Consider the following 18786-nt stretch of genomic DNA (forward strand, 5'->3'; position numbering starts at 1 on the left):
ACAATCGCGCCCGATTGTTGAAGATCATTATTCAACTCAAGCCCCCAATAGCTGAAAAAATAATAATTTTATTCTTTTTCATCTGGTTTTCTTAAAAGTTAGAGGAAAATCCACGTGATATATCAAATAGTTATTTTTTTCTATTATGTTTTGCATTTATTTCTTTTATATAATCTTCTCGATATGATTTGAAATCTTCTTCATAAACCCCAGCTTCCTTTAGTATCTGTTCTACTTTAGGGATTATAGGTTTTTCTATATGTTTTACATTAAAATTTCTAAGCATTGAAAGAACTTGGTCAGCAAATATTGTTTGATTTTCTACTTGATAAGCGAGTACTTGGTAACACGCTTGGATAAATTCTTCAGGTTTAAATTCACCCTTCATTGTATTAATAGCTCTAATACACAACACAATATTATCTTTTTTATATGGAGCCTTCTGATCACCATTTTTAGATATTTTACGGTCAATACTAAAACCAAGAACAGCTAATTTTCGATTATATTGTTCTAGTTCTTCTTCTTTTCCATCAACTTTAAGTCGTTCTGTATATTCTCTGTCCCTTAACATCATTTCAAGTCCGGTATAAGAACAATACTTGTTATCAATATATAGTGTCCGCAAATGTTTTGCTAACTTAACTTCATCGTCGAAACCTTCAATTTTTATATCTCGGTCCTCGTGAAATTTTTGATATGCCCTTTTGTAGAAGTTCCAACAACTCTCACATTCCTCTCTAGTTCCGATGGTTGTTTCTTCTTCGCAAATTCTACATATTTTACCCATAAATATTTCTCTCCCTATTTACCATAAATTAATTGTTTTTTGTTTAACAAGTCGAGTAGAAGGGAATCTCTCTACCTCGCGGTAGATTGTATTCCTCCCCCCTCACAGAACCGTGCTTGCGCAATTAACGCACACGGCTCCTCCTAGTTACCATTCACATAATATAGCTAATCTCTTTTCTTAAGTCATATATGTTAACCTTAATTCTTGCGTAAGGTAATGGGTATTTATTAAGAAAGAGTCTGAGCATCTGAAATTAGTGACAAATGATTTATCTGCAAGCTTAGCAAAAGATTGGAATGCAAGAATCGTTTCAATTGACGAAGGGGTCACACATATAATCCTAATGGCAGATACTATCTCTGCGGGAGTTGTAAAGCAGTTTCCGGATAAATTTAAAAAATAATTTTAAGAATCTCCAGCATTCTGTTGGAGATTCTTTCATTATGGGGGGCATTTGCATACGTTTATACAACTGGTTCAAGCAAATACCACGCCCTGGTTGCGTAACTGCATTATTGCACTAAACTGCTTCGTTAGCTTAATAAGAAATTTGAAATAAATGTATGCTTAATGCCTTTTTTCTTCCCAAGTCTTCATTAAATCCCTGTGAAATTCCTTTGGCTTTTCAATATAAAACCAATCGATGGAATGGGCAGGGGTTGGCATCCATTTCTTACGACGGATTCTAATCTTTTCGTGATATGTATAGTGCGGATAAATCACGGTTGACTTCATACCTCTTACATTGGAATATTGAATACTTTCAATCTCATTCCAATAGACTTTATTTCCTTGTAAATCAATTACAATTCCTTCTTTATCCCAATAAAATCCCTTACCCTGTCTTCTTTTTCTTAAGAGATAAATCGAATACCCTAAAAATAATAATGAAAAAATTAACCCAACAATTGAGTAGAATATATTTGAGAGAATGTCTTTTAATTCCATAAAACAAAATAAAAAAAAACATTATTCCACCAGTAAACATTAAAGCGAATATTGGATACAAAGAAATTTTATACATTCTCAATTGTTCCAAATATAACAACACCTTTCTAGATTTGATTTGTTGTTATTTTATCAGTTTTTCTTCTTGAACTAATCTGATTCGTTACTTGAATAAGAAAAAGGCATTTCCTTGTTCCAGTAATGCACCTTTAGTTCAAAAAGATATTAATGTTACTATCCTTATTATCATTCTTCAGAGGGAATAAGGTTCCTTAACCATTGTAAAAATGTTTTTTCAGTGTCTTCTTTTGCGGCAACCCAAATATACACACAGCAAGTACTGCAATGCCCACAAGAAAAATAACTACTTTTAAGAAAATTGTTGAACCTTGTTTACGTTTCATAAAAGCACCTCTCCTATTTACTTTCAATTCGATATTAGCACTCAATTTATTGTTTTAAAATAAATAATTATTATATTACATTACTTATTTATCGATAATAATTTTGATTTTGAACAAAAATAAAAAGCATTCCTCTAAAGAAACGCTTATAACCTTAAACTATTCAATTTACAACTCGTTCAACTTAACCTACTTCATTTCAATCCAATACTTCACACGCAATCTTTTATGAGTATTCTTCTTCCTGTCCCCTCAACAACCCAGACCTTTCATGCAAAAAGGACGCTTTTCCTATTCTGATCTGACCCCTGTCAAGTAGACACAAAAAATAAGCGCAGTTAAGAAGCCTGACTTCTATATTCGATAGGAGTCAGGTTGTTTAGCTTGGTTTGAAACCTTTCGTGGTTATAAAAGTGAATGTAGTCTTTAATAGCCCTTCTAACCTCTTGTGAAGTTTTAAAAGTATGTAGGTTAAAACATTCTGTTTTTAAATGACTAAAGAAATTTTCCATACTAGCGTTATCCCAACAGTTTCCCTTTCTAGACATACTAGCTTTCATTTTATTTCTTGCGAGTAGCTGATTATAGTTATGGGAAGTGTATTGGTATCCTTGATCACTATGGAGAAGGAGTCCCTTTACATTCCTTCCTTTTAGGGCTTTTTTAAGAGTATCCAAGACTAGTTTATAATCATTACGTCTACTAATTTGGCACGCAACAACTTCGTTATTATATAGGTCTTTGATGGCAGACAAGTATAGTTTCTGTCCATTGAAAATGAGGTACGTAATATCCGTTACCCACTTTTCATTAGGGCGAGAAGCGTAAAAGGATCTATTTAAATAATTATTCGAGATAAGATAAGGTTCTTTCTTACCGTAATAAATTCGTTTCTTCCTGATAATTGCTTTAATACCTAGCTCACTTAGTAATCGTTGAACTTTTTTGTGATTAATATGAATATCATAGGTCCTCTTTAACCAAATTTGTATTCTTCTATAGCCATAGATGCCCTTATATTTCTGATGACATTCTATTATTTTCTGCTTTAGCTTCTCATCCTCTATCTGCTTTTCCGAAGGTAATGCTTTACGCTTTATCCACTTGTAGTATCCACTTCTTGATACTTTAGCTAGATGACAAAGTAGCTGTATAGAGTGAGCTTGTTTAGATAAATCATTAATGATTGGAAATAGAATACTAGGTTTTAGATTCATTCCTCCTTTCACATCTTTAAAAGCTTTTTTAACAGTTCATTCTCAGCTTCTAATCGCTTTATTTTCTGTTGGGTATTTTCAAAGGTAGATGAAGAGACTCTACCAGACCCACTTTTCCTGCCACGTTTTTCTCTAAGACCAACCATCCCATCTTCACTAAACTGTTTAACCCATCGTTGTATGTTTTTTCGATGAGTGTTTAATTCTCTGGAAACAGCTGCATAATTCTTCTTTTGATAAAATAAATCCACTGCTTTTTTCTTGAATGATATATCATAAGTCTCTGCTTTTTTCTCCATAAAAAAATACCCCCTTAATAATAGACAGATTAATGCGCTTTTTAAAACGTGTCTACTATAAGGGGAGCATACCAATTCCGGAAATGCGCCCTTTTCTAGAATATCTAACACAACCTACTCCTGACGATGAGTTAACTCTCTGTTAGTTCGCAGCACCCTGCTTTATTTTCAATTTCTTTTCTTGTGGAACAGACCGTTTTATAAATAATGAAACTATCCATGCGATGACTACTAGTACGAATGCAAGTAAGAACGCGCTTTTCATTCCAGCAATCATCGCCAGGATTTGTAATGTAGACTCCTGTTCCTTAATCACTGTTTTTTCCATAAAACGAGTAGAACTATTGGTCATGATTGATACAAGTAATGCTGTCCCGACAGCGCCAGCCACCTGCTGAAGAGTACTGATAATAGCCGTACCGTGTGGATATAATGGAGGTGGCAATTCGTTCAAAGCGTTGGTCATGACCGGCATCATAACCATTGAAATCCCCAACATTAATAGCGTATTAAAAATCATAATCGTGCTGTAGGGTGTTGACAATGTGATAAAAGCAAATTGCCACAGCGTATTTGCTACCAACCCCAATCCGATAAGCGCAAGCCACTTCGCACCAAATTTATCAAATAACCGGCCTGTAATTGGTGACATTATTCCCATAACAATACCGCCTGGCAACATAATCAAACCCGCCTCCAACGGACTGTAACCTAACGCATTCTGGAGAAAAATCGGCAACAACATCATCGCTGAAAACATCGCCATCATGACAATCATCATAATCAGCGTCGACATCCTAAAAATGTTGTATTTAAATGTTCTTAAATCTAGCAACGGTTGTGAAATTGTTAATTGCCTCCAAGTAAACAAGACTAAAGAAACAACGCCGATTGCAATTGGAACTAGGACTTCATTGCTCGACCAACCCCCATGACCTTCACCAGAACTGCTGAATCCATACACAATCCCCCCAAAGCCTAAGGTTGAAAGTAGAAGCGATATCGGATCAATCTTCGGTTTAGTCGTCTCCGTCACGTTTTTGAGCATCATATATGCAAATATAATAACAAACAATGCAATCGGCAGAACGCCGTAAAAGAGAACCCTCCAACTGAAATGCTCTACAATGATTCCTGATAGAGTGGGTCCAATCGCTGGAGCAAAAGTAATGACAATTCCAATTGTCCCCATTGCTGAACCCCTTTTTTTCAATAGGAACGATGGAGAATACCACATTGGTTAGTAAAGGAAAGAGCAGCCCGGTACCCGCCGCTTGAAGCAGCCTTCCAATCAAAAGCACTTCGATCCCTGGTGCAATAGCCGCTATAAATGTCCCCGCCGTAAACAAGCCCATAGCTCCAAGGAACAAGCTTCTTGTCGTGAACCGCTGAATTAAATAAGCTGTGACTGGTATAAGCACACCAATAACTAGTAGATATCCAGTTGTCAACCATTGCGCGGTACTCGGCAAGATTCCGAAGTCATTCATAATTTTCGGCAATGCTACGTTAAGCAGCGTTTCATTCAAAATGGCCACAAACACACCTAGAATCATAATCATGACCAACAAAAAGTTACCTCTGCTCCCAAATGTCCCTCCGTTTTGAGTCGCTTCATTTTGATTTTTCAAATTCTTTCTCCTTTCGATTTGCAAAATACCTAATTAAAATATGGTTACATTAACGATATAATCGTCAGTTCAGAACAATTGGCGTGACTATACATTTCTTTCTCTTCCTTGTTAAGTCAGGCTCAGAAGTAAACTCTCTGGCGGAACATTGCGTAAAAAAGGACTCGGTTCGCCTATACTGTAAAGCTGTAAGTAATGCATAGCCCGGGTACAGGCGGTGTAGAACAATCTGCGCAAACTCTCATCTCCATATACTTCCGCTGATGCGTCATAAATGATAACCGCGTCGAATTCGATACCTTTGGCCAAATACGCCGGCATGACGACAACGCCTTTCTCGTATTCAATCGATCCACTCTTCACGAGCTTAATTCCTTCGATGCCGCTCAGGGAATCGTATGCAGCGGTGCTTTCCCCTGCAGATTTGCATATAATTGCTATTGTGCTATACTGCCGTTTCCGTAAAGCTGCAACTTGGGAAGCCATGGAGCGATGCAATTCAGCACGATTGGACAGTTGCGTCAATATAGGCCTCTCGCCATCGCGTTCAAAAGCAGTAATCCGTTCACCGTCAGGTACAAGTCCGCGTGTAAATTCGATAATTGGTCTTGTGGATCTGTAGCTGCGAGTCAAGTTGATTGCGACCGTTTCATCAGGACCGTACAAGCCAGTAAGTGTGTGGAAATCGACCATTTCGCTGGCATGGGCGAATATTGCTTGGTTAAAGTCACCGAGCACGGTCATTCTTGCCGAGGGAAACAAACGTTTCAAAAACTCGAATTGAAACGGAGAATAATCTTGCGCCTCGTCTACAAGTACATGTTTGATCGAGCTGTTCGTCTGAAAGCCTTGAATCAGCTCTTTTATTAGCAAAAACGGAGTAGCATCTTCGTAAAATAGTTTACCTTCGTCTAGCATTTTCACAGTCGATAGGCAAATATCCCTCCACTCCTCGGGTGCTTCCCGGTCCATCCACTGTTTAATCTGGATGGGATCGTTAAAAAACTGCCTGTATATTCCCTTAATGTTGACGAAACGAAACGCCTTGATTCGTTTTCTCAACGGCTTTAACTTCTGGCGAACAATCAAGCGGGCTAACGCCTCAGGCTCGATTTCATAATCATGAATCGAATCTCCTTTAAAACCGCGTTTTTCCGCTAAGTAAGTATATGCCTTATGGTACTGCTCATTGCTAAGCAGTTCGATTTCCTTCTGTACCCACGGCTTATTCCGTTCGAGCTTCTCGGCTTCATCTATTTGCTTAATTAGCCAATCCTTCAATTTTTCAAGTCTGCTATGAAAGCGAAGTGAGGTGTCACTGCTATAAAACTTTTCCTCAATTTGTTTAGCCGTAACAATTATCTTTCCTCTGAAGATAATCCCCTTGAACACCATTCCGGATAATTCCAGCGACTCCCTGTATGATTTGATTGCCTCAAAAAAACAGGTGGTAGCCTTGAATCGGATGCTCGCAATCCTTGTTCCGTATAATGGGTTATCCACTGCAGTCAAAACATATTCCAATTGATCGTAAGGATTCTCAACTTGAAACTCACTTTTCAGCCGATGATTCAAGTACTCCTGAAATGTGACCTGCTGCATATTCTCTTCACCAAGTTCTGGCAACACATTGGAAACGTAACTATTAAACATCGAATTAGGCGAAAAAAGAATGATTTGATCGGCATTCAGCATATCTCGATATTTATAGAGTAAATAAGCAATCCGCTGCAAGGCAGCTGATGTCTTACCGCTGCCAGCCGCCCCATGTACAATGAGCAGCCGCCCGCGATCGTGCCGGATGATTCGGTTTTGCTCCTGTTGAATGGTCGCTACTATATTGTGCATATGTTTATCTGTACCTTTACCAAGCACCTGCTGTAAAATCTCGTCACCAATAGTGAAACTGGTATCGAACATAGATTGGATAATGTCGCTGCGGATGAGATATTGCCACTTTTTCTCCAGTGTGCCATGGATGACACATCCAGGCGTAGCATACTCGGCTGGACCAGGATGGTAGTCGTAATAGACACTCGAGATCGGAGCCCTCCAGTCGTAAATAAGGAAATTTTCTCCGCTTGTATCTGTGAGCGTAGAGATGCCGATATAGATTCGTTCCGCAGTTGAAGTTCCTTCCTCAAGGAAATCAATTCGACCAAAATAGGGCACTGCTTGCATCCGCCGCAGCGCAGATAATCTCTTAGATGCATGTCTATGGGTGCTTTGGCTTACGGACAAAGCTTGAGCCTCTTGTCTCAAGCCGATGATTGTCTCAAGATAATCGTCGAAGGTATCAACGTTAACCTTTACTTCATCCCAAAAGTGTTTGCGGATATTCACAACTTCCATCCGAAGCTTGGAAGTTTCGCCCTCCAATCTGTTAATTTGCTCTGTAATTGTCTCCATTACGCTGTTCACACGTTCTTGCTCCTGACGAAGTTCCATGTTCATATCAAACACTCCTTTAAAAAAAATAAAAATAGGGGTTGACTGAAAAGGATTTTATGTTGTATAATTAAAATAGGGACATTTTATAAAAAATAAACAATTGGTGTATCTATATAAATTTACCACAGTTTCTCATGTTTATCAATGTATTTATACGACCATCACTATGATGGATCATAACTGTTGCAAATTTAAAAGAAGAAAAAACTATTTTACAAAAAAAGAACTCACAAAAAATGATATCTAAATATACGAAATATGAATTTTCAACGTTAAAGAAATTCCAATATTAAAAGCCCAATTTCTCAATTTAATGTTGAGAAATTGGGCTTTTTCCGTTACTCCATTAAAGCATTCCTGATTAAAGTACCTGTCCCCCGGCTGTTTAACGTTGTAAAGTAATGACGGACAGGCGCCTTAAACCTACCCGGTCGTTTAAGTGTCTTTCTTCACAATCTTTGTAGATTTTTCTTCATAAGAGAGGCTATCTGGATATTATCTGGTTGGGAAGTATTTTCTAACTCTTTAATAATTAGCTCTTGTCGTTCAACAGGATGATTTTGACTTAACTTAGCTTTTCCTTCTATCTTGTTGATTTTTATTTTAAAACCTTGAACTGCTTTCAAAAAAGTTATATGAGTGTTTTTGTCATTATAAAGTCCATTTGCTCTTCATCACCCATATAAAAAGAGTGAGATCCAGTTTGAGCAAACCCCATTTTCTTATAAAAAGCAATAGCATTTTCATTTTTTTCCCATACACCTAGCCAGATTTTCTTTTTATTACGTTCCATCGCAATTTCCATAGCTTTATTGAGCAGATATTTACCAAGCCCATGTTTTTGAAATTTGTTCTTTATATAAATCCTCTCAATTTCAAGTAATTCATCACTCATTTCTTCAGACTGAGCATCATTGATATTGACCTTTAAATATCCGGCGACTTCATCATTAAAATAAACAAAAAAGAATTCCGAAGAGGTATTAGATAATTCTTTTTCTAATTGTTTTAAGTTAAATGCCCTTTCCAAATAGACTTTCATATTTTCAGGTGAATTCTGTTGCTTAAATGTCTCATTAAATGTTTCATAATTAATTTCTTGAAGTATGCATAAGTCTTCAATGGTGCACTTTTTTATATTTATAGTCATTTCAATATGTCGCTCCTTTATATACTCAATAATCTCTCTTGTTTCCTTTTTTCACAAATTCCCACTCTTTTTCTATATTTTTTCTAACTCTTTGAAGAAGATCAAAAATGGTCTCCACTTCTCTTTCAGAAAACCCAGCTAATGCGACCATATCCGAATAATTATGTTCTCTTATTAAGAACGGATAAACATTTGTCCCTTTCTCTGTTGGAAAAAGTTTTTTAATTTTTTGGTTCTTTTCATCAGCTGCCCTTCGAATAAACCCATTCATTTCAAGTTTTTTAATGGCACGGGCTGCTGTTGTTCGGTCTACTTTAATCATTTCAGCTAACTTTTCTTGAATGATTCCTGGGTTTTCACATATTCGCACAAGATACAAATACTGCCCTTTAGTAAGCTCATATTCTTTAAATTCAATATTACTTATAGAATCTAATGCCCTAGCTATCATTCCTATTTCGCGTAAAATTTCTTTCATAAATTTACTCCTTAATGAAGTTTTTGTTGCAATTACAACATAACTGATATAAATTAAATTTAACCTAATTTTGTTGTAAATACAATAAAATGATTTAATTTTATTAGTAAAGTATAAGTATTCCTAGACAAATTAATGTAAAAGGACTGAAAGAAATGAATGCAAAAAGAATAACCATTGATGAAGATTTAAGGAAGGCATTTCACATAAGGAAAGAGGTATTTGTTAAGGAACAAGGTGTTCTCTTAGAGGATGAATTTGACGAGTTTGACCAGCTTAATGGTCAATGTGAACATATCTTAGTCTATTACGAAGAACAACCTGTCGGAACGGGACGAGTGAGATGGGTTGATGAATTTGGAAAGTTAGAGAGGATTTGTATTCTAGAACATTACCGAAAATTCGGTCTTGGTAAAGTAATTATTACAGCATTAGAAGAAATTGCACAGGAAAGAGGAACAACGCAGGTCAAATTACACGGTCAAACACAAGCACAGGGTTTTTATAAAAAGCTGGGCTATCAGACTTCATCAAGCGTATTTATAGAGGATGGAATTCCGCATTTATTGATGACGAAAGAATTATTGCACTAGTAATAATCAAAAAGTCGAATAATGAGCAATACCTTTGTTACGAGTTGGGCATCTCTTTCACCATACAGTCACGCCTCTGCCTCTTCTTATGGAAGGTGGTAAGCGGGATATTTGTGAGAAAGAACCCCAACGGCTTTAGCCATGGGAGTGGTCAGAAGAAGCGACTTGTTTAAAAAATAAAATAAAAAGCCTTCCCTCATACATGAGTGAAGGCACTTACCTTATTTAAACTTATTAGGAAATTGCTTAACGATGCCGTCTGTTAAAAAATCTCCCATATGGATGAGATGGGTTTCATTAACATCTGCTGTTTTAATATCTTCCATCCATTTTCCTTGTAAACGGTCTTCTACTTCATCAGTTGTCAACTTCAAATGCTTATAAAACATTTCTGTTAGAACTTGTTTAGACCAATTTGGATTGGCATTTGTTAAAAATGCAACTATTTCATCTGCGTTCCGATACCAATCTTTATTAAATCGGTCAACTGCCGCCTTGTCACTTTTTTTAGCAGCATCAATTATTTTTCCTGCAATCAAAATATGCTCCTTCAACAACGCAGTTAATTTATTTCCGGCTTCTTCACCGTAATAAGGCTTAATGATATTTCCAATTTCCTCTTGATTTTGTAACAACCGTGCTAAAACTGCATTTTGATCCTTCAATTCGGCAAGATTGGAAACAATAAATTCTCTTGTCCACCATGCATGTTCAATCCAAAGCTTTTACATCGGATATTTTAAATTGATGATAGAAGGGTTGATACAAGGACCTTTTGCTTGTACACTCCCTTCTGTTCCTGCAAAGGCGGTAAGCATACAGAACAGAATTATTACGATGAATGGCTTTTTCATGGCTGTTTTACTCCTTCTCTGGATGTTATTACCCTTATAGTTTTCTTTTGATTTTGACTTTTATGTCTCCAAAATGTATATTTCATTTAAATTGAACCGCCTTCTCGAAAAAAATGAACATTTTTCTGGTTCTATTGACGGAACATATTCAAAAAAGTCATACCTCAATCGGGCTTGACTTGAAAAGAGCTTCTGATTTGCTTCAGTCAACAGTAGTCAGTGCCTACATTTCATTAACTTTAAATTAACCTTCGAGCTTAATGTTTGAAAACAAAAAGACCCCTATTTCAATATATACTTGAACAAGCATATAATTGAACATAGGGGCCTTTAGTTGTCTAATCAGCCTCTAACAATATGTATATGTTTAATTCACACTAAACTCATAAACTTAATTTATCATATCGAAAGAATTGTCAATAATAATTTGATAATTTTCAATATTCTAGTTCAAAAACAATGAATTATACGAGGGATTTATCCACATTCAATCTGTGCCTACTTATTTAGACTATCATCAATGAACTTTTTCGCTTGAAACACACCATCCTGGTAAAACTCACGGGTTTCCACAAAATATTCAAAGAATCCACGATGAATTGTAGGCTGAATTGTTTGCACTTTAATCGGTTTGTACTCTTTATACGGTTTATTTGCTGATTCTGGACGAACCAGCTTATTTCCATATTCAATAAGTTTATTAATCCGGGAAATATCATTAAGCTCTGCATAAAGGGCATTTTTAAATAACATCTTCAATTTAAAGTCTTCGATATCAAAAATGTTATCGATCGGGTCCAGAGATTTGCCTAGTGGCCCTACTGTCACCAAAATAATCTCGTCAGCCACTACCAACGGAGACAAAACCGGATTATATTGATAAGCTCCATCATATTCCCCTTTAAAGTCTCCATATTGGAGCAACTGCAAACATGCTCTCACACCATCCGGAGTTATTGGTTTGACCTCAAAATTTTCGCTCTTGTTTAATTCCATTGTATCCAGAGCACGTTCGTTCACATACAAAACCGCCTGATCGTTATTAACATTATAAGCATTCATAATAATTCCCACTTCCTCATTGGTGGAAAAAAAATTGGCGATATCATCAAAAAATTGTTGAGGAAATTCAGATTTGTAAATTTTGTTAGGGAAGCAGAAGTTAATCCATTCCTCCAATCTCGAAAAAGGCCAATTGTCAGGCAATCTTTCAAAAATGTTGAGGTAATTAGGAGAAAATTTTTCAGGAATGCCCATGTATGCGTATTGCATGAATTTGAAAAAAGTTGGGATTCCATTTTCTTCGGATTTAAAATACTCATCATAATGTTTTCCAATAGCATTAGGGTCTTTTTGCAAAAAATGATATGCTGACAATATAGCACCGCTGGTAGCTGAAATCAAATCGGGCTTTACCCCCTCATTTCGAAGCGTTTGAAGTACCCCAGCCGCAAATGAGTTCATTCCCCCAATGCCTTGTAGAGCTAAAGCTAACATAGTGAACCACTCCCAATTGAAAAAATTTTGATCTCATCTAATCCAATTCTTTATAAGGGAGCAAATACCTTCTAAGCATATGATATTTACCATATTTGTGGAATGTTTTCGATATTCAGATAGTTAAGGATTTCCTTCCTTGTTCAATTAATGCTGCTCGTTAGCACACTATAAAAAAAGTGCGTTAATCCTTCTTGGATCAACGCACCCGTTCGTATTATAAGGTCAGCCAGAAATCTGATGAAAACTAGCTTTTCTTTATTTTATTTTGGAACAAACTACACCCCCATTATATTTCCCTTTGTTTAATTCGCTTAATTAACTCTTCAAGCCAATAAATTGTGTGCTCTGTTCTAGTTGAAACATAGCCACTCATAAATTCTGCAAACTTCTCGTGTTCTTTGTCTATCTGAATCTGCTTTTCGAAATTAGTAATTTGCTCCCAATGATCCTTAATATTTTTTAATTTTTTCTCTAATATTTCTACTACTTTCTCACGATTCACATACTTGATGCTTGCTAACCCCACCACCATATCACTAATCTTATCCGTGCTTTCAAACAACTTGTAGATTTTTTTCGGTAGTTCTTCACGACCTTTAGCCGTAATCGTAAATATTTGCTTATCAGGTCGATGTTCTTCTTTTACGATTTCAACGGTCTCAATCAAACCTTGTTTGGCTAATGAATCAAAGTGGTAGTACAGTTTACTTTCTGTCAATCCACCTAGTTGATCCAATGGAATGGGATCTGAAAGCTGTTTTTTTAATTTATAAGGATAATTGTTATCCTCCATCAGTTTACTCAATATAAAAATTTGAATGGACATTCTCTTTGCTCCTTCAAGAAGAATTCTCTTCTTATTTTAGCAAAACTACGCTGTGATTTCAGTTGCATTCTTTACACTTTCTGTTTCCGATACTTCTATTGGCATTGGTTTGTGGATAAACGCGACAATAGCAATATTAATTAACAGGGCAACCGCACCTACTGTAACCATTGACCAAATATACGGACTTGGACTAATGCTGCCATATAGGTTTGCAAAGTATGCCTGTACCGAGTAATACATTGGCGAAATGTGACTCATCCACTCATATGGCAAGTACATCATATCACGTGTAATTGTGGCACCATTTGCTAGTGTTTGTATTAATAAAATTGGTAAGTTTAAAATCATACCTCCTTCACCCATTAAGAAGATCACAATCGCGGTAAAGTTAAAACATACCATATAGTTTAAAATTTGCTGTCCTACTAAACTGAAGAACAGGTCACCACTTGGCTCATTGATTAAATATGTTAAACCCAAAGCAAATAATGATGATACAACTGCAACCAATAACGCAGTTAATTGTACATAGCTGAATAAACGTGTTTTACTTGCTTTTCCACGGCTTTCCTTAAAGGCAACTACTAATTGCATCGCTCCAATCATCGCACCCGTATAACCAGCCATCGTTAAAAACATTGGCAGCATATTATTATGCATACCGTCTGGCATTTCGTTGATTGTAACTATATTTCCTACATAAGCTGTTTCAATCTTTTTAGCCAATTCAGCAGCTTGCTCTTCTGGTACATTAAAGTTCATTAATACGCCTTGAGCTGTTTGTTGTGAAAATTGTGTGCTTAACTGGCTATTAATTTCTGTAACAATTGAATTCATAGTGGAAGAAACAACTGTTGCCCCTGCTTCATTAACTGTAAAGTCGATACTTGATGACACTTCACCTTTTTGCATATCCGCGGAGAATGTCTCTGGAATATATACGACTAATGCTAAATCATTGTGTTCTAAATCGTTTAAGGCCTGTTTATTTGTTAAATCCGTCTCGATTTCCTTAAACGGTAAATTTTCTTGTAACTGATCGGCAATCTTTGCCCCATATTCACCGGCATCATCATTGACAATAGCAATCGGTAATTTATCGATATTTCCTGGAATCGCTGTATAACCAGGTAAGAATATACCTAGCATTGCAATTGCATAGAAAATCCCCATAAAGATTGTAGCAGTTGCCCCTCTTGTTTTTAAGAACTGAGTAAATTTCATATGTTGTATCCTTCCTTGAGTTAAAGTTTATTTTAATCAAACTACATCACTTTAACTAAATCACTTTAGTAATAGTACTCAAATTAAAGTATCTTTATAGGTTATTTTATTCTTTTTGCGAAGTCAATGAAAAAATACTTCATTTTTACATGGTAAAAAAAATGAAAAATACTCCCCATATAGTGCAACTTTATAAAAGAGCAAATAAAAAAAGCGTATTTTGAAAAAAAATTGATCAAAACACGCTTTTTCTATATTCAATTGAAGCATCTTTTTATAAAAAATTTGATAATTTTTGTGATTCTTGCTCAATTAAAGCGCCCTTTTCTGGAATAACCTATTCAATTTCCTAATAAAACGTCCCTTTATAGAGGGACTTGTTTTTTGTTTACTTCGCAATATATGTCAAATTTGAAATTCGCATTTCTTATTAAAGAATTAAGCCTTTTTGCGGAATAATAAAAGCAACCCAGATCCGGTTGCTCTATGTAACAATAAAATGATTATTTAAATAAACCCAATTCTGCGGTGCTGGCAGGTTCAATTGCCAGTACGTTACACCTAACAATTGATATTGATCGACTACATTGTATTTTTCCTGATAACTCCTAATATCTTCAAACCAAACGATATGTTTTTCCATCCCCTTCCAATTTTGATACCATGGTGAGGCTGCTACCTGATTAAATTCAATCACTGTGTTAGCAGAGATTGCCTGGTTTTGTGCACCATTAACTGATAAAGCCGTGGTTGTATTATCGATTACTCTCCAATCATATCCATACAAAGGAAAAGCAATTTGTACCTTACGAGAATCAATCAAACTTGTTGCATACCGGACAATCTGATCCATCCACCACAACGGGGCTACCGGATCGGGCGGACCGCCTGGATATCCATAATCAATTGTCATAACAGCTACCACGTCTGCAATCGCTCCAATTGACTGATAGTCATAGGCTCCTACGATTCGATTCGTTGGAAGGTCTTCTGTTTTTGCATGTACATTAACATGTAGAATGCGCGGACCAAGAGCAGCTTTTAATTCGTTCAAAAATGTATTAAACTCTTTCCTTCGTGCAGGAGGAATAAATTCAATATCCAGTGAAACTCCGTCATATTCTTTTTCATTAACAAACCGTAATAAACTATCAATTAAATTTCTCCGATAAACGGGATTAGCAAACACGTTCCCGGCTAATTCAGCATCAAAACCCTCGGATGTAAAGTTACGAATCATTAAAAGAGTTGTAACACCCAGCTTGTTGCTTTCCCTAACGACCTCTGTATCATCTAATAACACATAGGCATAGCCTTGTGTGGTGAACGAATAAGATACAACTGCTATATACGTAAGCGAATTAGATAAAGTCCGAAGAATTGGTAAAGTGGATTGTGGTGAGTATGTAATAATGAATCCTAGCGTTTCTATTTGGGGTTTCAATGGTGTTGGAATCAGGAGCCTTTGGCCAATATATAATTGACTCGGATCTATCCTTGGATTTGCTTGTAATATAGCTTCTATCGTGGTATTAAAACGATTAGCCAGCTGCAAAAACGTATCTCCTGCTTTGACCATATAAGGCCTTATCTGAACAATAGCTTCGTCCGGAATGTAAAGCGCTAGACCAGGTATGATGGCATTCGCAGAAGGCAAACCATTCACTTCAACAATAGTAGAAACCGGAACCTGATATTGATTTGCAATTTGCCATAAGGATTCCCCCTTTTGGACAATATGAACGGTCATTCGTTTCACCCCTTGTTCCTAGTATATGGTCTTGAATTCATTAAATAGTACCCAAAAACTTGGGATTCCCATAGAGAATGCAAAGGAATGTTTGTTTAAAAGAAAAAAGAGAGGAGAAACATGGCAGACCTAGGGATTCGCTCCTGATATATTTATTCAAAACCTATATTTCAACAATTCACATCGTTATTTGAATAAAAAAACAATCCTTCATATTGAAGAATCGCGCCCGATTGTGGAATATTAAAAACCACGAAACTAACGTTGTGGGTATTATGTTGTATTAATAACGACGAATTTATGAAAAAACGCAAAAAAATATCCAATTGAATAATGCACAATGAAAGATTTTCAGCACTAGATGTTTTGACAAACCTTTCTTGACATAATTACATTCACCTTCTCTCATATTAAGTACAGAGGAGATGATGATATTGTCAATATTCGATCATAAGAAAAATAAAAAAAGTGGTCAGACAAATAAAGGTCAATCGAAACTAGGAAATACTGTAGGTTCATTGTTAAAAAATTTTGACGAGATTGCGAAAGAATTTTCGCCAACCCTTAATCAAAAGAGCATTCCTTCTAATACCCCTGTAGCTAAGCTTTCAACCAATGTTAAACCTAAAAGTCAGGAAGAGATTGCGAAAGAGTTCCTTCCTACAAACGGTCAAGCAAGTAGAATGTCAAATGCATTTGCTTCATTGAAATCACAATCAAAGAGCCAAGAAGAGATTGCAAAAGAGTTCCTTCCTACAAACGGTCAAGCAAGTAGAATGTCAAATGCGTTTGCTTCATTGAAATCACAATCGAAGAGCCAAGAAGAGATTGCGAAAGAATTTGCCCCTTCTAAAGGCCAAACATTAAAGCATGATAATGGTGCAAATTTGGGTAATCAGAAACCTAAGTACTGATAATTTTATTCTAAAAATATGAAAGCCTGTGAAATTTTACTTGTTGTAAAATTTCACAGGCTATTTCACTTCAGATGAGAGTTTTGTCTCAACCTCTCTACCTTTATTACAAAGAAAACTTATATTTATTCAAATACAGCGACTAAGCGGCCTTTAACTTCATGATTTTTCAGTTTTTCAATACCTTTGTCGATTTCTTCAAACGGAATTGTAATAAGATTTGGACTCATTTTTCCAGTAGCGAAGCAATCATATACACCTTTTAAGTCTTCTACTGACCCACCATTACTTCCTAAAAGCTTAATTTCTTTTGTAATCATTAAATAAGTATTGATATTAGATTCTAATTTACCCATACCTACAATTACAACTGTTCCCTGTGGTCTTACAGCTTCCAGTGCATCAGAAGTTGTTTGTCCAAAACCAGCAAAGTCAACAATAACGTCACATTCCACTTCTTTCATATCTAGAACAGTGTCGTAAACTTTGTTTGCCCCTAGTTCTTCAGCAAGTTTTCGAGCTTCTGGAGAAACATCTGTAGCGTACACTTCGCAACCTTTAATTAATGCCATTTGCAAAGCAAATTGACCAAGTCCACCGATACCGATAATTCCTAATTTTGTACCTTCTTTTGCTTGTCCAATACTGAAAAGAGCTCGATAAGCTGTAATTCCTGCATCTGTTGAAGCTGCCCCTTCTACAAAGGAAACTCCTTCAGGAATAATTACGCATTGATGAGCTGGAACACGGACTTTTTCTGCATAACCGCCGTCATATGTGTACCCAGCAGTAATTTTCGTTGCTCGATCCATTGGGTTAGCCCCAACTCGGTCTCCAACTTTAATATCTTCAACACCTTCACCCACTTCAATAACTACCCCAGCAAACTCATGCCCCATAATAACAGGACCATTTGGGAAAAGTGGCATCCAACCTGGATCTTGTAATGCTGCAACGTCCGAATGGCATAGACCAGCAGCTTTCACTTCTATAACAACTTGACCTGGAATTGCTTTTGGATCTTCTTTTTCAATCAATTCTAGTGGTTTGTTTGTACCTGAAAATAGCCAACCTTTCATAACTATCGCCTCCAAATTGTTTTACTTCTTTATTACACAATAGTATTATCTAAGTTATACTTAATTCAAATATCTTTAATTCAAGATATATTATAAATATACTTTACTCTTCATCTTACTATTTGTCAACAAACTAACCTTTTTGTTGTTTCGTATCTTTGGAATCATCTTCTCGTGAAACAGCGATTTTAACCGATTTCACATCCTCGTTCGTAAATCCCACCGAAACAGTAATTTCCTTATTTATATTCCAAAAGATAGTTATGGTCTGAACAGCAATGTCGTATGGTTGTTGAACTTGTGAAAGTATCTTTTTATTCTGGGCAATTTTGAGACCATATGTTAAAAACAACTCACCATACTGTTTGCCATGTAACAACACCAAAGATGTACTATGTCTGCTACTGTCTAAAAAGTTTGTAACTGGATTCACTCATATAAAAACTCCTGAATTTAAGTTTCTCTTACCTGATTTATCATTTACAAAAATGTAGGAATTATACGTCTTTTTATCGTTTAAGACTTCAACACAGAACTGATATCTCCCAACTGTTCCTTCAGGGAGTTGAATTATTTTCATATATTGCATCAGCTTACTTCTACTTTTTTCTACCCCTTTCTTTACTCCACAAAATGGCCCGATTGTTGAACAATGAAATATTCTGCAAAATA

19 protein-coding genes and 2 pseudogenes are annotated in these 18786 nt (G+C 36.1%); 2 read left to right on the forward strand and 19 right to left on the reverse strand.

The features are described 5' to 3' along the window. Positions 1 to 130: 130 nt before the first annotated feature. The 11 genes and pseudogenes from BAOM_RS12800 to BAOM_RS12850 all read right to left on the reverse strand — a co-directional run bounded on the left by BAOM_RS12800 (position 131) and on the right by BAOM_RS12850 (position 9371). Complete coding sequence (locus tag BAOM_RS12800) at positions 131 to 790, reverse strand: hypothetical protein (protein WP_127760581.1); 660 nt, start codon at positions 788 to 790, stop codon at positions 131 to 133. 570 nt (positions 791 to 1360) lie between these two features. Further along, a complete protein-coding gene (locus BAOM_RS12810; RefSeq protein WP_127760582.1) occupies positions 1361 to 1741 on the reverse strand; it encodes a hypothetical protein in 381 nt (126 codons plus the stop codon). A gap of 272 nt (positions 1742 to 2013) precedes the next feature. Continuing rightward, positions 2014 to 2145 (reverse strand): hypothetical protein, encoded by a 132-nt coding sequence (locus BAOM_RS12815; RefSeq protein WP_306821257.1) that lies wholly within the window; start codon positions 2143 to 2145, stop codon positions 2014 to 2016. Between the two features lie 338 nt (positions 2146 to 2483). After that, positions 2484 to 3362, reverse strand: a complete 879-nt coding sequence (locus BAOM_RS12820) for an IS3 family transposase (RefSeq protein ID WP_127760579.1) — start codon at positions 3360 to 3362, stop codon at positions 2484 to 2486. Between the two features lie 8 nt (positions 3363 to 3370). Beyond that, entirely contained in the window at positions 3371 to 3661 is a 291-nt protein-coding gene (locus BAOM_RS12825; RefSeq protein WP_127760578.1) for a helix-turn-helix domain-containing protein, read from the reverse strand. A 142-nt stretch (positions 3662 to 3803) separates the two neighbouring features. Further along, entirely contained in the window at positions 3804 to 4898 is a 1095-nt protein-coding gene (locus BAOM_RS12830; protein WP_306821258.1) for a DHA2 family efflux MFS transporter permease subunit, read from the reverse strand. A 10-nt stretch (positions 4899 to 4908) separates the two neighbouring features. Further along, positions 4909 to 5223, reverse strand: a pseudogene (locus BAOM_RS25065) (MFS transporter); the annotation flags it as partial. Positions 5224 to 5403: 180 nt separating this feature from the next. Further along, the gene (helD, locus tag BAOM_RS12835) at positions 5404 to 7746 is read right to left on the reverse strand and encodes an RNA polymerase recycling motor HelD (RefSeq protein WP_127760583.1); all 2343 of its coding nucleotides are present in this window, start codon (positions 7744 to 7746) and stop codon (positions 5404 to 5406) included. 446 nt (positions 7747 to 8192) lie between these two features. Further along, positions 8193 to 8366, reverse strand: a pseudogene (locus BAOM_RS25070) (FMN-binding negative transcriptional regulator); the annotation flags it as partial. An 8-nt stretch (positions 8367 to 8374) separates the two neighbouring features. After that, on the reverse strand, positions 8375 to 8893 hold the full coding sequence (locus BAOM_RS12845) for a spermidine/spermine N(1)-acetyltransferase (RefSeq protein ID WP_127760584.1): 519 nt from the start codon (positions 8891 to 8893) through the stop codon (positions 8375 to 8377). Positions 8894 to 8918: 25 nt separating this feature from the next. After that, on the reverse strand, positions 8919 to 9371 hold the full coding sequence (locus BAOM_RS12850; protein WP_127760585.1) for a MarR family winged helix-turn-helix transcriptional regulator: 453 nt from the start codon (positions 9369 to 9371) through the stop codon (positions 8919 to 8921). 155 nt (positions 9372 to 9526) lie between these two features. On the opposite strand from BAOM_RS12850, the gene BAOM_RS12855 reads away from it, so the two are divergent. Beyond that, the gene (locus tag BAOM_RS12855; protein ID WP_127760586.1) at positions 9527 to 9964 is read left to right on the forward strand and encodes a GNAT family N-acetyltransferase; all 438 of its coding nucleotides are present in this window, start codon (positions 9527 to 9529) and stop codon (positions 9962 to 9964) included. A gap of 221 nt (positions 9965 to 10185) precedes the next feature. Here the strand turns inward: BAOM_RS12855 and BAOM_RS12860 are convergent, their stop codons facing one another. From BAOM_RS12860 to BAOM_RS12885, 6 genes are all read right to left on the reverse strand, one after another. Beyond that, positions 10186 to 10599: a hypothetical protein gene (locus BAOM_RS12860; RefSeq protein ID WP_127760587.1), complete on the reverse strand. Its 414-nt coding sequence runs from the start codon at positions 10597 to 10599 to the stop codon at positions 10186 to 10188. A 90-nt stretch (positions 10600 to 10689) separates the two neighbouring features. Then, complete coding sequence (locus tag BAOM_RS25075; protein ID WP_257467260.1) at positions 10690 to 10818, reverse strand: hypothetical protein; 129 nt, start codon at positions 10816 to 10818, stop codon at positions 10690 to 10692. A gap of 498 nt (positions 10819 to 11316) precedes the next feature. Beyond that, positions 11317 to 12315, reverse strand: coding sequence for a patatin-like phospholipase domain-containing protein (locus BAOM_RS12865; protein WP_127760588.1), 999 nt, complete (start codon positions 12313 to 12315; stop codon positions 11317 to 11319). Between the two features lie 289 nt (positions 12316 to 12604). Next, positions 12605 to 13144: a PadR family transcriptional regulator gene (locus tag BAOM_RS12870; protein WP_127760589.1), complete on the reverse strand. Its 540-nt coding sequence runs from the start codon at positions 13142 to 13144 to the stop codon at positions 12605 to 12607. A 45-nt stretch (positions 13145 to 13189) separates the two neighbouring features. Next, positions 13190 to 14371 carry a YhgE/Pip domain-containing protein gene (locus tag BAOM_RS12875; RefSeq protein ID WP_127760590.1) on the reverse strand — a complete coding sequence of 394 codons (1182 nt, stop codon included), beginning with the start codon at positions 14369 to 14371 and terminating at the stop codon, positions 13190 to 13192. 484 nt (positions 14372 to 14855) lie between these two features. Next, a complete protein-coding gene (locus tag BAOM_RS12885; RefSeq protein WP_127760592.1) occupies positions 14856 to 16121 on the reverse strand; it encodes a LysM peptidoglycan-binding domain-containing protein in 1266 nt (421 codons plus the stop codon). Between the two features lie 428 nt (positions 16122 to 16549). On the opposite strand from BAOM_RS12885, the gene BAOM_RS12890 reads away from it, so the two are divergent. After that, positions 16550 to 17035 carry a cohesin gene (locus BAOM_RS12890; RefSeq protein ID WP_127762564.1) on the forward strand — a complete coding sequence of 162 codons (486 nt, stop codon included), beginning with the start codon at positions 16550 to 16552 and terminating at the stop codon, positions 17033 to 17035. A gap of 125 nt (positions 17036 to 17160) precedes the next feature. On the opposite strand, the gene BAOM_RS12895 is transcribed toward BAOM_RS12890, so the two are convergent. Further along, a complete protein-coding gene (locus BAOM_RS12895) occupies positions 17161 to 18114 on the reverse strand; it encodes a zinc-binding dehydrogenase (protein WP_127760593.1) in 954 nt (317 codons plus the stop codon). Positions 18115 to 18247: 133 nt separating this feature from the next. Then, positions 18248 to 18547 carry a hypothetical protein gene (locus BAOM_RS12900; protein ID WP_127760594.1) on the reverse strand — a complete coding sequence of 100 codons (300 nt, stop codon included), beginning with the start codon at positions 18545 to 18547 and terminating at the stop codon, positions 18248 to 18250. Positions 18548 to 18786: the final 239 nt, after the last annotated feature.

This window comes from Peribacillus asahii (genome assembly GCF_004006295.1).
GTDB lineage: Bacteria > Bacillota > Bacilli > Bacillales > DSM-1321 > Peribacillus > Peribacillus asahii_A.

Excerpts from the sequence above, each read along its gene's own strand:
- BAOM_RS12800 (WP_127760581.1), bottom strand. The coding sequence starts at position 790 with ATGGGTAAAATATGTAGAATTTGCGAAGAAGAAACAACCATCGGAACT.
- BAOM_RS12810 (WP_127760582.1), bottom strand. The coding sequence starts at position 1,741 with ATGGAATTAAAAGACATTCTCTCAAATATATTCTACTCAATTGTTGGG.
- BAOM_RS12815 (WP_306821257.1), bottom strand. The coding sequence starts at position 2,145 with ATGAAACGTAAACAAGGTTCAACAATTTTCTTAAAAGTAGTTATTTTT.
- BAOM_RS12820 (WP_127760579.1), bottom strand. The coding sequence starts at position 3,362 with ATGAATCTAAAACCTAGTATTCTATTTCCAATCATTAATGATTTATCT.
- BAOM_RS12825 (WP_127760578.1), bottom strand. The coding sequence starts at position 3,661 with ATGGAGAAAAAAGCAGAGACTTATGATATATCATTCAAGAAAAAAGCA.
- BAOM_RS12830 (WP_306821258.1), bottom strand. The coding sequence starts at position 4,898 with ATGTGGTATTCTCCATCGTTCCTATTGAAAAAAAGGGGTTCAGCAATG.
- helD (WP_127760583.1), bottom strand. The coding sequence starts at position 7,746 with ATGAACATGGAACTTCGTCAGGAGCAAGAACGTGTGAACAGCGTAATG.
- BAOM_RS12845 (WP_127760584.1), bottom strand. The coding sequence starts at position 8,893 with ATGACTATAAATATAAAAAAGTGCACCATTGAAGACTTATGCATACTT.
- BAOM_RS12850 (WP_127760585.1), bottom strand. The coding sequence starts at position 9,371 with ATGAAAGAAATTTTACGCGAAATAGGAATGATAGCTAGGGCATTAGAT.
- BAOM_RS12855 (WP_127760586.1), top strand. The coding sequence starts at position 9,527 with ATGAATGCAAAAAGAATAACCATTGATGAAGATTTAAGGAAGGCATTT.
- BAOM_RS25075 (WP_257467260.1), bottom strand. The coding sequence starts at position 10,818 with ATGAAAAAGCCATTCATCGTAATAATTCTGTTCTGTATGCTTACCGCC.
- BAOM_RS12865 (WP_127760588.1), bottom strand. The coding sequence starts at position 12,315 with ATGTTAGCTTTAGCTCTACAAGGCATTGGGGGAATGAACTCATTTGCG.
- BAOM_RS12870 (WP_127760589.1), bottom strand. The coding sequence starts at position 13,144 with ATGTCCATTCAAATTTTTATATTGAGTAAACTGATGGAGGATAACAAT.
- BAOM_RS12875 (WP_127760590.1), bottom strand. The coding sequence starts at position 14,371 with ATGAAATTTACTCAGTTCTTAAAAACAAGAGGGGCAACTGCTACAATC.
- BAOM_RS12885 (WP_127760592.1), bottom strand. The coding sequence starts at position 16,121 with ATGACCGTTCATATTGTCCAAAAGGGGGAATCCTTATGGCAAATTGCA.
- BAOM_RS12890 (WP_127762564.1), top strand. The coding sequence starts at position 16,550 with ATGATATTGTCAATATTCGATCATAAGAAAAATAAAAAAAGTGGTCAG.
- BAOM_RS12895 (WP_127760593.1), bottom strand. The coding sequence starts at position 18,114 with ATGAAAGGTTGGCTATTTTCAGGTACAAACAAACCACTAGAATTGATT.